This is a genomic window from Photorhabdus heterorhabditis, assembly GCF_001280945.1.
Lineage (GTDB): Bacteria > Pseudomonadota > Gammaproteobacteria > Enterobacterales > Enterobacteriaceae > Photorhabdus > Photorhabdus heterorhabditis.
The window spans coordinates 1-15,116 of sequence record NZ_LJCS01000081.1 but is presented as its reverse complement, the minus strand read 5'-3'; the positions used below and the strand labels follow the sequence as shown (position 1 = coordinate 15,116).

The following is a 15,116-nucleotide window of genomic DNA, read 5'->3' as shown; positions in this document are numbered from 1 at the left end:
GCAATATAGAAATCAATGACTATCTAAATAAACAAATTTTTAACAATATATCAACCAAAATGAAATAATAGACAAAGTAGTTAACACTAGCCAGAAATAAGTGACTAAAATCAGGTTATTACCTATAGCATTATTTTTTTAATTTGCTTAAATTGATCCTGATCAAATTCATTTTCATTAAGTAATAACCGAAATTTTTGATCCATATTCGGAATTCTAATCTGAATCACGTAAAACCTATTTATTGTATGGGAATATAAGCGTACTATACTATTAGTCTAATTATGTTTTTAATTTACTTGGTAATAAGTTGTTATTTTATAGGCATTTATTGCTGGTAGTTATACCCAATGGATTTCAAGATGTATCGCGACGGCAAGGGAGCGAATCCCGGGAGCATAGAGAACTATGTGACTGGGGTGAGTGAGGGCAGCCAACAAAGAGGCAACTTGAAAGATAACGGGTATATAAGGCTTTTGTTTTAGTGCCTTGAGACAGGTTCTTATTACGAAGCCAGGTTGCTGCAAGTCGATGCCTTCCTGCTAGGAGCAAGGAGTCAAGATGTTTGATATTGTCGAACTGTCACGATTACAGTTTGCCTTAACTGCAATGTATCACTTCCTGTTCGTTCCACTAACGCTCGGTATGGCGTTTTTGCTGGCGATTATGGAAACGGTATATGTGCTTTCCGGTAAACAAATTTACAAAGATATGACAAAATTCTGGGGCAAGTTATTTGGTATTAACTTTGCTCTGGGTGTTGCAACAGGGTTGACCATGGAGTTTCAGTTTGGAACTAACTGGTCATACTTCTCTCACTACGTCGGTGACATTTTTGGCGCCCCTCTGGCGATCGAAGGTCTGATGGCGTTTTTCCTGGAGTCCACATTCGTAGGTCTGTTCTTCTTCGGTTGGGATCGTCTCAGTAAAAAGCAACATTTGGCGGTAACCTGGTTGGTTGCACTAGGGTCTAACTTCTCTGCTCTTTGGATTCTGGTTGCTAATGGTTGGATGCAAAACCCGATTGCTTCTGACTTCAACTTTGAAACCATGCGTATGGAAATGGTGAGTTTCGCTGAACTGGTACTGAACCCAGTGGCTCAGGTGAAATTTGTTCATACCGTTGCCGCAGGTTATGTGACGGGGGCGATCTTCGTTCTTGGTGTCAGTTCTTACTACCTGCTTAAAGGCCGTGATATTCCATTTGCTAAACGTTCATTTGCGATTGCTGCAAGTTTTGGTATTGCCGCTGTGTTGTCTGTTATTGTGCTGGGTGATGAATCCGGTTACGAAATGGGTGACGTACAGAAAACCAAGCTGGCTGCAATTGAAGCCGAATGGGAAACTCAGCCACCACCGGCAGCCTTTACACTGATAGGTATCCCGGATCAGGACAAAATGGAAAACAAATATGCAATTCAGATCCCTTACCTTATGGGGCTGATTGCTACTCGTTCCGTTGATACCCCGGTAATTGGTTTGCGTGATCTCATGGATCAGCATGAGCTGCGTATTCGTAATGGGATAAAAGCTTATGCATTGTTAGAAGAATTGCGTGCAGGTAATACAGACCCGACGGTTCGTACTGCATTCAATGAAAACAAACAAGACCTTGGTTATGGCATGTTGCTGAAACGCTATACCAGCCAGGTGACTGATGCCAGCGAAGAGCAAATTAAGGCCGCTGCGAAGGATTCAATTCCTCGTGTTGCTCCACTGTATTTTGCATTCCGTATTATGGTTGCTGCTGGTTTTCTGATGTTACTGTTGATTGGTCTGGCATTTTGGAGTGTTATCCGTGGCCGTATTGGTAAGCAAAAATGGTTACTGCGCGCAGCGCTGTACAGTATCCCATTGCCATGGATCGCCATAGAGTCAGGTTGGTTTGTGGCTGAGTATGGCCGTCAGCCTTGGGCAATTGGTGAGGTTTTACCAACCGCTGTAGCGAGCTCTAACTTGGCAGCCAGCGATATCCTATTCTCGATGGCACTGATTTGTGGTCTTTACACCTTGTTCCTGATCGCAGAAATGTTTTTGATGTTCAAATTCGCACGTCGTGGTCCAAGTAGCCTGAATACTGGCCGTTACCACTTTGAACAGAAAACAACTTCAGCACATGATGCTCAGTAAAACGGGAGTCCACTTATGTTTGATTATGAAGTACTACGATTTATATGGTGGCTGCTGATTGGTGTGTTGCTAATCGGTTTTGCAGTAACTGATGGTTTCGACATGGGAGTGGGTATCCTGTTACGAATCATTGGTAAAAATGATACTGAGCGCCGCATCATGATTAACTCAGTGGCACCACACTGGGACGGTAATCAGGTTTGGTTAATTACTGCTGGTGGAGCACTGTTCGCAGCTTGGCCGATGGTTTATGCCGCTGCGTTTTCAGGCTTCTATGTTGCCATGATTCTGGTGTTATCCGCATTATTCTTTCGCCCGGTGGGTTTTGATTACCGTTCAAAACTGGAAAATCGCAAGTGGCGTAACATGTGGGATTGGGCAATATTTGTCGGCAGTTTTGTGCCGCCATTGGTTATCGGTGTTGCATTCGGGAACCTTTTGCAAGGCGTGCCGTTTAACGTTGATTCCCAGTTACGTTTGTTCTATGCCGGCTCCTTTTTTGGATTGCTGAACCCGTATGGCCTATTGGCCGGGGTGATCAGCCTGATGATGATTGTGACTCAGGGCGCAACTTATCTGCAAATGCGTACTACTGGTGAGCTGCGTCTGCGTTCCCGTGTGGCAACATATATATGTGCGCTGGTGACTATGGTAGCTTTCCTGCTAGCAGGTGTATGGCTGATTTATGGTATCGATGGTTATGTTGTGACGGGTGGTCTGGATACTATGGCTCAGTCTAATCCATTACATAAAGAAGTTTCCCATCAGGCTGGTGCCTGGTTGACTAACTTCAATAATTATTCGTGGCTGTGGACTTTACCTGCATTGGGTGTTGTCTCTCCTTTGCTGACTATGCTGATGACCCGCATGAATAAAGCTGGATGGGCTTTCCTGTTTTCTTCACTGACAGTTACATGCATCATTTTGACCTGCGGTGTGACGATGTTCCCATTTGTGATGCCTTCAATCACTGATCCTAATGTCAGCCTGACAATGTGGGACGCGACTTCAAGCTTGATGACACTGCGTGTTATGTCTGTGGTTGCATTGATTTTTGTTCCCATCGTTTTGGGATATACCATTTGGTGTTACTACAAAATGTTCGGGCGTTTGGACAAAAGCTTTATTGAAGATAACAAACATTCATTGTACTAAGGAGCATAAAGCATGTGGTATTTTGCCTGGATACTCGGAACGCTCTTGGCTTGTAGTTTCGCTATAATTGCTGCCTTAGCGCTTGAACATAATGAAGCAGAAAAAGCTGCTGAAAATGGCGAAAAGTAATGTTGATGGATAAAGGCTCTATAAGGGGCCTTATCCTTATTCTGGCATTGGTGGTTGCTTGTTGTGTATTTTGGGCGCCTGCTGCGCGTTTTGCAGCCAATACTAGCTCATTGCACATTTGGCAAGGTATTTTGCTGATATGGGCTGTATGCACAGGTGTTACTTTCGGGATAGGTTTTCATCCAAGAAGTATCGTCTGGCGTATCTTTTTCTGCCCTCTACCGGCATTTTTAATTTTAATTTGGGGCTTGTGCCAATTCTTCTGTTAGCCAGCTCTGCATATTATGGGTTATTTAGCCCATAAAATTTTTATTGGCGCATTATTCCAAAGCCGCATTGTCTTGAGTATAGTGGCAGCGTTAATTCGCCTTATATAGGATTGAAAGTGAGTAATACGTTATTCCGTTGGCCCGTCCGTGTTTATTACGAAGATACAGATGCTGGTGGGGTAGTTTATAACGCCCGTTATGTCGCCTTTTATGAAAGAGCACGTACAGAGATGCTACGTCAGCATGGCATTCATCAACTGCATTTACTTGATGAACAAATTGCATTTGTTGTCCGGCGGATAGTGGTTGATTACCATGCCCCAGCTCGGCTTGATGATCTGTTGGAGGTGCAGAGTGAAATTACGGATATTCGTAGAGCATCTTTGACATTTATTCAACGGATTGTTGATAGTAACGGAAAAGTTCTTAACAGCGCAGAAGTGTTAGTTGCTTGCGTGAATGCATCTCAAATGAAGCCGATTGCGCTTCCAAAGTCTATTGTCGCGGAGTTTAAGCAGTGACTGACATGAATATTCTTGATTTATTCCTGAAAGCGGGCCTTTTGGTACAGCTGATCATGCTTATTTTGATCTGCTTTTCCATTGCTTCATGGGCGATCATTATTCAAAGGACCAAAATTCTCAATGCCGCAACCCGTGAAGCGGAAGCATTTGAAGACAAATTCTGGTCGGGTATTGAATTATCACGCTTGTATAAGGAAAGTCAGTCTCGTCGAGATTCATTAGGTGGAACGGAACAAATCTTTTATTCTGGTTTCAAAGAATTTGCTCGTTTGCACCATGCAAATAATCATGTTCCAGAAGCCGTGGTGACCGGTGCTTCACGGGCAATGCGTATTTCTATGAACCGTGAATTAGAAACGTTGGAAAGCCATATTCCATTCTTGGGTACGGTTGGCTCAATTAGTCCATATATCGGTTTGTTTGGTACCGTTTGGGGAATTATGCATGCGTTTATCGCGTTAGGTGCGGTAAAACAGGCCACTCTTCAAATGGTCGCGCCGGGTATTGCAGAAGCGTTGATTGCAACGGCGATTGGTCTGTTTGCGGCGATTCCGGCAGTTATGGCGTACAACCGCCTGAATCAGCGGGTTAATAAGCTGGAGCAAAATTACGATAACTTTATGGAAGAGTTTCTGGCTATTTTGCATCGTCAGGCTTTCGCTGTTGAAAATAAAGCTGAGAACAAATAGTAAGGGGAGAGGCTATGGCGCGCACTCGTAGTCGCAAGCGTGAGCTGAAATCCGAAATCAATATCGTTCCCTTACTGGACGTATTGCTGGTGCTATTGCTTATTTTTATGGCAACAGCACCGATTATCACTCAAAGCGTAGAAGTTGATCTACCTGATGCGGTAGATTCCAAAACGGTTTCTAGTTCGGACAACCCGCCGGTAATAGTGGAAGTTTCTGGTGTTGGTCAGTACACCATGGTGGTTAACCATGAACGATTGGAATTATTACCTGAGCCGCAGATTATTGCCGAAGCACAGGCGCGGATAAAAGAGAACCCGAAGACCGTTTTTTTGATTGGTGGTTCAAAAGAGGTGCCTTACGATGAGATTATTAAGGCATTGAATATGTTGCATCGGGCAGGTGTGAAATCCGTTGGCTTAATGACTCAGCCTATCTGAGTTTGGTCAAAATTGCTGTCATTTAAAGATTTTGGATATCGAGCGTGGGAAAGACAAGCGGACAAAACAATAAGCTAAATCGCGCCGTTATCGTTTCGGTTGTGTTACATATCATTTTGATAGGGTTGCTTATTTGGGGTTCCCTGACGCAAAAAACCGAAATGGGTGGTGGCGGACAGGATGGTTCTATTATTGATGCTGTTATGGTCGATCCGAATGCGGTAGTACAACAATACAATCAGCACCAACAGCAGCAGGCCGACGCTAAACGTGCAGAAGAATTACGCAAGAAGAAAGCGGAGCAGCAAGCAACTGAATTAAGAGAAAAACAGGCGGAAGAGCAGGAGCGTCTGAAAGCGGTAGAAGAAGAACGAATTAAAGTGCAACAGGCTGCGGAAGAACAGAAAAAGCAAGCTGAGGAAGCAGCGAAAAAAGCCCGTGAAGAGCAAAAACTGGCAGAAGAAGCGGCGGCCAAAGCTAAAACTGAAAAAGAAAGGCTGATTAAAGAGCAGGCTGAAATGCAGAAGAAAGCCGAAGCTGAAGCTAAAAAAGAAGCTGAAGCTGTTGTGGCTAAACAAAAAGCGGCAGAAGAAGCAAAAGTTAAAGCGGAGGCTGAAGCAAAGGCCAAAGCGGAAGCAGATGCAAAGGCTAAAGCTAAGGCCGAAGCGGATGCCAAGAAAAAAGCCGCTGCACAAGCTGCCAAACAGGCAAGTGAAGTTGATGATTTATTGGGTGGCTTAACTTCCAATACGCCGAAACAACAAGGGGGAGCTTCTGCCGCGGGTAAAGGGGGCAGTAAGAAAAGTGGCGCTTCAAATGCCGACATTAATAACTATCTGGGGCAGATCCAGATAGCGATACAGAATAAGTTTTACGATGCGGACATGTATCGTGGGCGTACCTGTACATTACGGATTAAGCTTGCTCCTGATGGCTTATTAATTGATGTAAAACCAGAAGAGGGAGATCAGGCGTTGTGTCAGGCAGCGGTAGCGGCTGCTAAACAAGCGAAAATTCCGAAACCACCAAGCAGAGAGGTTTACGAAGAGTTTAAAAATGCTCCGGTTCATTTTAAACCTCAATAAGGTTGTTATATAGAGATTATTAATAACAAACAAAACCATTCAATGTTATTAAGCTATACCTTATGGATTTCAAGATGCTTCGCGACGGCAAGGGAATGAATCCCCGGGAGCATAGCTAACTATGTGGCCGGAATGAACAAGTGCAGCCAACAAAGAGGCAACTTGAAAGATAACGGGTATATCTAGTTTTGTTTGTTAACGTTTGTTAATATCCGCGAATTATTGCGGCGATTCCATCGCGATAAGGGAGACATGATGAAGCAGGCTTTTAAAGTAATGCTGAGTATTTTGATGTTATGGGTCACGGTGGCTCATGCAGAAGTTCGTATTGAAATCACTCAAGGGGTCGATTCTGCTCGTCCTATTGGCATTGTGCCATTTAAATGGACTGGGGCTGGCAATGCGCCTGAAGAGATAGGAACCATCGTTGGAGCCGATCTTCGCAACAGTGGTAAATTTAATCCTATTGATGCTAGCCGTATGCCACAGCAACCAACGACTGCATCTGAGGTGACGCCTGCTGCATGGTCAGCGCTAGGTATTGATGCTGTTGTTGTTGGACAGATTCAGCCAAGTGCAGATGGTAGTTTCTTGATCTCTTATCAATTGGTTGATACTGCGGGTGCTCCAGGCACAGTGCTTGCCCAGAATCAGTTTAAAGTAACGAAACAGTGGTTGCGTTATGCTGCGCATACAGCCAGTGATGAAGTATTTGAAAAACTGACTGGCATCAAAGGCGCATTCCGTACCCGTCTGGCTTATATTGTAAAGACCAATGGCGGCAAATATCCGTATGAACTGCGGGTATCGGATTACGATGGTTACAACCAGTTCACTGTTCACCGTTCACCAGAGCCACTGATGTCACCGGCGTGGTCTCCTGATGGTGCTAAGCTGGCTTATGTCACTTTTGAAAGTGGTCGCTCTGCCTTAGTGATTCAGACCTTGGCGAGTGGTGAGGTACGCCAGATTGCTTCATTCCCGCGTCATAATGGAGCACCTGCATTTTCGCCTGATGGCAGCAAACTGGCCTTTGCTCTGTCTAAATCGGGTAGTTTGAATCTTTACGTGATGGATTTGGGTTCAGCGCAGATCCATCAGGTTACGGATGGTCGCAGTAACAATACTGAGCCAAGTTGGATGCCGGATAACCAGACATTGGTTTATACCTCTGACCAGGGTGGTCGTCCACAGTTATATAAAATCAATATCAATGGCGGTGCTCCGCAACGCCTCACTTGGGAAGGCACACAAAACCAGGATGCTGATGTTAGTGCAGAGGGTAATTTTGTGGTAATGGTCAGCTCAGAGAGTGGTAAGCAGCACATTGCTAAACAAGATCTGGCAACGGGAGCCGTTCAAATTTTGACGGACACGTTCCTGGATGAAACGCCGAGTATCGCACCTAACGGCACTATGGTGATTTATAGCTCCACCCAAGGGTTGGGGACTGTATTGCAGCTAGTTTCGACTGACGGGCGTTTCAAAGCGCGTCTTCCGGCGACTGATGGGCAGGTAAAATTCCCTGCTTGGTCGCCGTATCTGTGATGCATAATAATATGTATGGCAAACTTTAAAAGGATCAAAGAGATGCAACTGAACAAAGTGCTAAAAGGGCTGATGTTAGCTTTACCAGTTATGGCTGTAGCAGCGTGTAGTTCTAACAAAAATGCTGATAACGATCAGACTGGTGTAGGCACTGTTAACGAAACTAATGCGGGTCTGTCAGCAGAGGAATTAGCTCGTCAGCAAATGCAAGAGCTGCAAAACAACAACATCGTATATTTTGGTTTTGACAAATACGACATCAGCTCAGATTTTTCTCAGCTGTTAGACGCTCACGCAGCATTCCTGCGCAGCAACCCATCTTATAAAGTTGTTGTAGAAGGTCATGCTGACGAACGTGGTACTCCTGAGTACAACATCGCATTAGGTGAACGCCGTGCTAATGCAGTGAAAATGTACCTGCAAGGCAAAGGTGTTTCCGGTGAGCAAATCTCTATCGTCTCTTACGGTAAAGAAAAACCTGCTGTACTGGGTCATGACGAAACGGCTTATGCGAAAAACCGTCGCGCAGTACTGGCATATTAAGAGTAGTTCATGAACAGTAACTTCAGACATCATTTTTTGGGTCTGTCGTTACTGGTTGGCGTAGCGGTTCCTTGGGCCGCTATTGCCCAAGCGCCAATCAGTAATGTCGGCTCAGGTTCTACCGATGAGCGCCTTACCCAATTAGAGCGTATTTCCAACGCTCACAGCCAACTGTTAACTCAGCTTCAACAACAACTCGCCGATTCTCAGCGTGATATTGACATGCTCCGTGGTCAGATACAGGAGAACCAGTATCAGCTTAATCAAGTGATAGAGCGGCAGAAAGACATTTATCAGCAACTGGAAGGTGCTACAGGTTCCTCAGACAGTAAGCCTACGGCGGCCCCGCCTTCTCCAACTGCAAGTAATAGTGGCAATCGAGCGTCTTCAACTGTCAGCACTGGCAGCGAGAAAGGCGATTATGATGCAGCTGTTCACTTGGCAGTGAATACCAAAGAATATGATAAAGCGATTATTTCTTTTCAGAGTTTTGTAAAGAATTACCCGAAGTCGAGTTATATACCTAATGCTAACTACTGGTTAGGACAACTTCACTATAACAAGGGTAAGAAAGACGAAGCTGCTTACTACTTTGCTACGGTAGTAAAAGAGTACCCGAAGTCACAGAAGAGTGGTGAATCGCTTTACAAAGTTGGTTTAATCATGCAGGACAAGGGTCAGAAGGATAAAGCGAGATCTGTTTACCAGCAGGTTATGAAGCAATATCCTGGTTCGAACGCAGCTAAACTGGCTGAAAAAAAGCTTTCTACGCTGTAATTATTGGCCCCGGAAGGGCGTATTAACACGTTTTCGGGGTTGATTGAGTGCTTGGTAAGCATTTAAACGTAATTTGAAAAAATAACCGTTGCGTTGTTCTGAAAAATCAGTAATATATGCCGCCGTTGCCGAGAGAAGTCACAAGATGGGTCGTTAGCTCAGTCGGTAGAGCAGTTGACTTTTAATCAATTGGTCGCAGGTTCGAATCCTGCACGACCCACCATCTTAAAGCTTCGGTCAAAAACAAATTCCCTTGGATGGGTCGTTAGCTCAGTCGGTAGAGCAGTTGACTTTTAATCAATTGGTCGCAGGTTCGAATCCTGCACGACCCACCATCTTGAAGCTTCATTCAAAAACAAATTCCCTTGGATGGGTCGTTAGCTCAGTCGGTAGAGTAGTTGACTTTTAATCAATGGGTTGCAGGTTCGAGCCGAGCGAAGCGAGACAACAACGCGACAGCGTTGGCCCGAAGGGCGAGGCCGTAGGCCGAGTCATCCTGCACGACCCACCATCTTAAAGCTTCATTCAAAAACAAATTCCCTGAATAGGTCATTAGCGTAGTCGGCAGAGCCGTTGACTTTTAATCAATGGGTCGCAGGTTCGAGCCGAGCGAAGCGAGACAACAACGCAACAGCGTTGGCCCGAAGGGCGAGGCCGTAGGCCGAGTCATCCTGCACGACCCACCATCTTGAAGCTTCATTCAAAAACAAATTCCCTGAATAGGTCATTAGCGCAGTCGGCAAAGCCGTTGACTTTTAATCAATGGGTCGCAGGTTCGAGCCGAGCGAAGCGAGACAACAACGCAACAGCGTTGGCCCGAAGGGCGAGGCCGTAGGCCGAGTCATCCTGCACGACCCACCATCTTAAAGCTTCGGTCAAAAACAAATTCCCTGAATAGGTCATTAGCGCAGTCGGCAGAGCCGTTGACTTTTAATCAATGGGTTGCAGGTTCGAGCCGAGCGAAGCGAGACAACAACGCGACAGCGTTGGCCCGAAGGCCATCTATACCCGTGTAAAATCTGTTGATCGTTCAGGGGAGTCCATATAAGGGCGAAGCGATACTGACTGACATTTCGATGGGTGGTACCGGGTCACTTTGTTCTGTATTCTCTTCATCGTTCCACTGAATAACTACTTCCTTGATCGTAACTGTATGAGATTAACCATAACAAACTTGCATAATATGCTTCCTGACTTTACTGGGTAGCTCACTATCGAACTCAAACCCCTTCATTTCTGCCACTTCAGCAGAAATCTCCGTATAAAGCTCTGTGGTTTCCAGCAATGCTCGTATCGCTTCTTCTTTGCCATAACTGCTAAAAATCCCTTGAATATGTTTGCTGAACTTCTCAGGCAGCCATTCATGCAAATGATGGCCGTTGTACCAGACGTCCGTCTTTCCATCACTTTTTATCGAGACGTACCACTCCATCATTGCCAGCAATAAGTCTTTCATCTCATTATCCCTCACTCTTGCAGGCCATAAATCACCACGAGTGATATAAACAGGCACTTGTGTTGCCTCGAACCAGAACTCGTGCAGGTTTTCATTAAACTCTGTTGATGATGGAATATGTGATTTAGTCAATTGGTGAGTGATTTCAGGAAGTCCGTTTGTAAGGCCAGTCTTATCAAGGAGGATCTTATAGCCGCGTTGATAAAGTTCATCCAAGCCTCTTTGTTTCATATCTTTCAGGCGTTTAACACTTGCCAGTGTGAAATCCACCTTACGACCGCCGTTAAAAACGACCAGACAAGTTGGCCAATCTGGTTCATCCTCTTTTTCATTAGCCAGATGCAATGCAACCATAACATCACCCAACTGCTTAAACCATAAATCGTTGCCTATTAATTCATCTGTTCCTGAACCAATCAGTTCTATATCTAGATCTGAGAATTTATCTACACGTGCATTTCTGGCACGGGAACCTGTTTGGATAACTGTATCAATACGGGGATCGTTATGGGCAAAAGTCAGGATTTTTTCCAGAAGGATTACCGGGTCTTCCATTATATGAAGTTCCTATTTAACTTTAGTAATGATTGATGAGTGAGGCTAATCTCATAAATTAGCAGGTAATGTAATAACTTATAACAGGTAAAATACTCCGCGACAAATTGTTATAAATTGGTTACTTTGTTTAGTATATAAAACAAAATTGTGTGGATTTTTCGATAAGTAGCCGGTTCCATGAGGCATTTTTTGCCTCGTCAAACCAAGCCTTTAGTGGTTGTTTTGCATCTGGGTGTTTTTCTCAGAACGTTTTCGATGATGCAATGGATATTATTTTCATCACAGTCACCTTAATCCCGTCATGGGACTGTGGCAAGTATTATATCGCTTAACTGCGGTTGTTTTATGGGTGAAATATATTAACTACAATATCACAAGCTATAGAGTAGGTATGGAATGAGGTGTGTATGATGGTATCTCAGCACTTTCATTTACCGACACGTTTTCAGAACTGGCAACTTAAGGGTATCGATAATAACAATGCGCGTTTTTCTACAAAGGTAGGGAATCCTATGATATTCCTGAGCATTGCCGCTTAGATGTTTTTGTCTAAATGCCAGAATATTCAGTTTGGAATTTAAAACAGAAAAAGTTATAGGATGAGATAGAAAGAATAAGAGAAAAATAATTTACAGATATTAAATATAAATTGAGGATGTATTTTAGATTCTCAAATGTTTAACTATTTATACCCAATAGATTTCAAGTTGCAGTGCGGTGGCAAGTGAACGTAGCCAACAAAGCAGCAGCTTGAAAGATGAAGGGTATATTACTGCCAATGATACAAAAACGGTTAACCTTATAAGTAATAAGAACACTCTATTGTTATTTTTCTGAACTAGACTGTGATTGATATGAATTATTGAAGTTTTTTTTCAATCTTTTAATGTGTTGATTATAAAAGAATATTATTTAATTTAAGGAGTGTATATGAGTTCTAAAAATGATTTTAAGGCTTTTTCTATTAGTGATAATGCGAATGTAGTCAGTCAAGAAAAATATGAAGGAAACCAGAGCTTGCAGACTGGATTTCCTCCAGATAATATTTCCACACACTTGTTAAATAAGGTGTTACGTCAGTCATCAACCATATCCTCTGTCGTCGCTGATTTTATCGCGACACGATCTGGCAATGATGTTATTGATGATGGAAATATAGCCAATCTGACCACTCAATTAAATAAAGCATTAGAACAAAAAATTACAACAGATATTCCCAGTGCTTCATTAACCCAAAAAGGTGTTGTTCAGCTGACAAATGTGATGGGTAATAGTGACACATTGGCAGTGACGCAACAGCTCGTTCAGAAAGAAATAAATTCATTACGTGAGTATACTTATCCCCGTGAAGAGATAGATAACCGGATTAAATCTACCAGTGAAATTCCTGCTGGTTCCCCTATTCCGTGGCCGTTGTCCTATCCACCTATCGGTTATTTCATTTGTAATGGTTCACCTTTTAATAAATTACAATATCCGAAGTTGGCGGAAGCTTATCCTAGCGGTAGATTACCTGATTTAAGAGGAGAATTTATCCGCGGATGGGATGATAATCGAGGCGTTGATAGTGGTCGTGGGCTTTTGTCTTGGCAGGGAGATGCAATCAGAAATATTACAGGGACAACTCAAGCTGTACATGCTCAGATGGCTGGCCTTCCCCAGACGCCTATCGTGAATGGGGTCATGGCATCGTTGCGATATGGTACGCGAGAAACACGTTCAGCAAATGGCGGTAGTAGTACTGATCTTACATTTTTTGACATTGATGCATCAAGACAAGTCCCAACTGCTCACGAAAATAGGCCCCGTAATATCGCATTTAACTACGTTGTAAGGGCGGCATAATTTTAGTGGCCGAAGCAACTTGAAGTAAGAATAAAGCCGGTTAGTCCGGCTTTATTTTTTTATTCTGAAAACAGAGAAAGGGTAATGTGCCATTATATGCCATGTTTAGCTTTGTGAATACTAAGTCGTATTATATTAAATCATTTGTTTGAAGATCTAATTGTTTTATGAAAAAGTTTAAAACGTTATTAGAGCCAGTTATTTTTGAAAATAAATTTTCTGATTAACTTATTTATATCTTTATTTGTCTTTCTATATGGAACATAAGTTTTAATAAAATTGATTTTTGTTTGTTATTTTTTTACTGATGGTTTTATAATGGGCATATTTAAAACTATTATGAAAAGTCATTTTTTTAACTTCTGAATTTAATTGATGTGAATTTTTAACCGTTATTTTTACCACTTTTTTTCGTCTGCATTTTATTAAACTTAATCATCATCATGCCATATTAACTGTTTTATCCATTTTTTTATTATGCTATTTTTTATGGTTTGCTTCGTAAAATAACAGCAAGAAAACTCTAAAATATTGTGCTATTCAAAGAATATTATTTTTTATATCGATTTGTTTTCAACTCTTTGGCAATGGTTAATGAGTTTCGATTGCGTGTAATTATAAAAAGTGCATTTGTTGAGTTAAATCTGCCACAAATAAAATATTTTTCGATAAATGACTATAAATCGGTCATTTTGTTTAGTATATTAAACAAAGTTGGGAGTATTTTCGGACTAAAAACCAAAGTTATCGATTTTGAAACCATATACTAAATAGAGGCTAAAGTAATGAGTGAGTATATTGATTTTAATTCAACCATTTATCCATTCCCACCGAAGCCCGCTTTTCTCAGTACTGAAGAAAAGAAATACTGCCGTGAAAAAATCAAACAGCTTTTAAGACAGCAGGATGCAGTTATGGTTGCGCACTATTACACCGATCCAGAGATTCAGGCTTTGGCTGAAGAAACCGGTGGATGTGTAGCAGATTCGCTGGAAATGGCGCGTTTTGGTAATAATCATCCAGCGGCTACTTTATTAGTGGCTGGTGTACGATTTATGGGAGAAACCGCCAAAATTCTCAATCCTGAAAAGCGGGTTTTAATGCCAACGCTGGAAGCTGAATGTTCACTGGATCTGGGTTGCCCTGAAAAAGAGTTCTCTAAGTTTTGTGATAACAATCCTGATCGTACCGTGGTGGTTTATGCAAATACATCAGCTGCGGTTAAGGCACGGGCTGATTGGGTTGTGACTTCAAGTATTGCTGTTGAGTTGATAGATCATTTAGACAGTCAGGGCGAAAAAATAATTTGGGCGCCGGATCGGCATTTGGGGAATTATGTCCGTAAGCAAACAGGAGCGGATGTTCTTTGTTGGCAGGGGGCTTGTATTGTCCATGATGAATTTAAAACTCAGTCTTTGATCAGGATGCAAGGTTTATATCCCGATGCTGCGGTATTGGTTCATCCTGAATCACCACAAGCCGTTATTGATTTGGCTGATGCTGTTGGTTCGACCAGTCAGTTAATTAAATCAGCGCAGTCTTTGCCGCATCAGAAACTGATTGTGGCAACAGATCAAGGTATTTTCTATAAAATGCAGCAAGCATGCCCTGAGAAGCAATTATTTGCAGCGCCTACCGCTGGAGAAGGGGCAAGTTGCCGTAGTTGCGCTCATTGCCCGTGGATGGCAATGAATGGGTTACAGTCTATTGTTCAGGGATTGGAGCAGGGGGGGAGTCAGCATGAAATATTTGTTGAAGGAGGATTACGTGAAAAGGCGCTTATTCCTTTAAATAGGATGCTTGATTTTGCAACTCAGTTAAGATGGAAAATCAAATAATGGGTATATACCCGTAATCATTGAAGATGCTTGATTTTATCCGAAATGGAGATCATTATCCTCGCTATGAAAATATTTATTACATCAGAACAAAAAATCAAACTTGAACGTCTTCACGACACCACTCGTG

The 15,116-nt window shown here is 42.8% G+C and carries 15 protein-coding genes, 4 tRNA genes and 2 other RNA genes; 20 read left to right on the top strand and 1 reads right to left on the bottom strand.

What is annotated here, in order from left to right:
* Window positions 1-561 precede the first annotated feature (561 nt).
* From cydA to AM629_RS18845, 17 genes are all read left to right on the top strand, one after another.
* The gene (gene cydA / locus AM629_RS18915; RefSeq protein WP_054481045.1) at window positions 562-2,130 is read left to right on the top strand and encodes a cytochrome ubiquinol oxidase subunit I; all 1,569 of its coding nucleotides are present in this window, start codon (window positions 562-564) and stop codon (window positions 2,128-2,130) included.
* 15 nt (window positions 2,131-2,145) lie between these two features.
* Window positions 2,146-3,285 carry a cytochrome d ubiquinol oxidase subunit II gene (gene cydB / locus AM629_RS18910; protein ID WP_054481043.1) on the top strand — a complete coding sequence of 380 codons (1,140 nt, stop codon included), beginning with the start codon at window positions 2,146-2,148 and terminating at the stop codon, window positions 3,283-3,285.
* Window positions 3,286-3,297: 12 nt separating this feature from the next.
* Window positions 3,298-3,414, top strand: coding sequence for a cytochrome bd-I oxidase subunit CydX (gene cydX, locus AM629_RS22635; protein WP_072161942.1), 117 nt, complete (start codon window positions 3,298-3,300; stop codon window positions 3,412-3,414).
* Window positions 3,414-3,683, top strand: coding sequence for a cyd operon protein YbgE (ybgE, locus tag AM629_RS18905; protein WP_054481041.1), 270 nt, complete (start codon window positions 3,414-3,416; stop codon window positions 3,681-3,683). Before cydX ends, ybgE begins: the two co-directional genes overlap by 1 nt.
* Window positions 3,684-3,799: 116 nt before the next feature.
* Window positions 3,800-4,204, top strand: coding sequence for a tol-pal system-associated acyl-CoA thioesterase (ybgC, locus tag AM629_RS18900; RefSeq protein ID WP_054481039.1), 405 nt, complete (start codon window positions 3,800-3,802; stop codon window positions 4,202-4,204).
* Complete coding sequence (gene tolQ / locus AM629_RS18895; RefSeq protein WP_054481037.1) at window positions 4,201-4,896, top strand: Tol-Pal system protein TolQ; 696 nt, start codon at window positions 4,201-4,203, stop codon at window positions 4,894-4,896. The genes ybgC and tolQ overlap by 4 nt, the downstream gene beginning before the upstream one ends.
* Window positions 4,897-4,910: 14 nt before the next feature.
* A complete protein-coding gene (gene tolR / locus AM629_RS18890; protein WP_015835089.1) occupies window positions 4,911-5,336 on the top strand; it encodes a colicin uptake protein TolR in 426 nt (141 codons plus the stop codon).
* A gap of 44 nt (window positions 5,337-5,380) precedes the next feature.
* Complete coding sequence (gene tolA / locus AM629_RS18885; RefSeq protein WP_054481035.1) at window positions 5,381-6,421, top strand: cell envelope integrity protein TolA; 1,041 nt, start codon at window positions 5,381-5,383, stop codon at window positions 6,419-6,421.
* 255 nt (window positions 6,422-6,676) lie between these two features.
* Window positions 6,677-7,969 (top strand): Tol-Pal system beta propeller repeat protein TolB, encoded by a 1,293-nt coding sequence (gene tolB, locus AM629_RS18880; RefSeq protein WP_054481033.1) that lies wholly within the window; start codon window positions 6,677-6,679, stop codon window positions 7,967-7,969.
* Window positions 7,970-8,011: 42 nt separating this feature from the next.
* Window positions 8,012-8,512, top strand: coding sequence for a peptidoglycan-associated lipoprotein Pal (gene pal, locus AM629_RS18875; protein ID WP_054481031.1), 501 nt, complete (start codon window positions 8,012-8,014; stop codon window positions 8,510-8,512).
* 9 nt (window positions 8,513-8,521) lie between these two features.
* A complete protein-coding gene (cpoB, locus tag AM629_RS18870; protein WP_054481028.1) occupies window positions 8,522-9,289 on the top strand; it encodes a cell division protein CpoB in 768 nt (255 codons plus the stop codon).
* 147 nt (window positions 9,290-9,436) lie between these two features.
* Window positions 9,437-9,512, top strand: a tRNA-Lys gene (locus tag AM629_RS18865).
* Window positions 9,513-9,548: 36 nt separating this feature from the next.
* Window positions 9,549-9,624: transfer RNA gene (locus tag AM629_RS18860), tRNA-Lys, on the top strand.
* A 36-nt stretch (window positions 9,625-9,660) separates the two neighbouring features.
* Window positions 9,661-9,800 (top strand) — tRNA-Lys (locus AM629_RS23660).
* Window positions 9,801-9,842: 42 nt separating this feature from the next.
* Window positions 9,843-9,975, top strand: a non-coding RNA gene (locus AM629_RS23655) — RtT sRNA.
* Window positions 9,976-10,020: 45 nt separating this feature from the next.
* Window positions 10,021-10,150, top strand: a non-coding RNA gene (locus AM629_RS22630) — RtT sRNA.
* Window positions 10,151-10,192: 42 nt separating this feature from the next.
* Window positions 10,193-10,251 (top strand) — tRNA-Lys (locus tag AM629_RS18845).
* Between the two features lie 197 nt (window positions 10,252-10,448).
* On the opposite strand, the gene AM629_RS18840 is transcribed toward AM629_RS18845, so the two are convergent.
* Window positions 10,449-11,300, bottom strand: coding sequence for an aminoglycoside 6-adenylyltransferase (locus tag AM629_RS18840; protein WP_054481026.1), 852 nt, complete (start codon window positions 11,298-11,300; stop codon window positions 10,449-10,451).
* Window positions 11,301-11,710: 410 nt separating this feature from the next.
* On the opposite strand from AM629_RS18840, the gene AM629_RS25045 reads away from it, so the two are divergent.
* The 3 genes from AM629_RS25045 (at window position 11,711) to nadA (ending at window position 14,986) form a co-directional block, all read left to right on the top strand.
* Complete coding sequence (locus AM629_RS25045; protein ID WP_262500065.1) at window positions 11,711-11,842, top strand: hypothetical protein; 132 nt, start codon at window positions 11,711-11,713, stop codon at window positions 11,840-11,842.
* A 391-nt stretch (window positions 11,843-12,233) separates the two neighbouring features.
* Entirely contained in the window at window positions 12,234-13,148 is a 915-nt protein-coding gene (locus AM629_RS18835; RefSeq protein WP_054481024.1) for a tail fiber protein, read from the top strand.
* 785 nt (window positions 13,149-13,933) lie between these two features.
* On the top strand, window positions 13,934-14,986 hold the full coding sequence (nadA, locus tag AM629_RS18830; protein ID WP_054481023.1) for a quinolinate synthase NadA: 1,053 nt from the start codon (window positions 13,934-13,936) through the stop codon (window positions 14,984-14,986).
* Window positions 14,987-15,116: the final 130 nt, after the last annotated feature.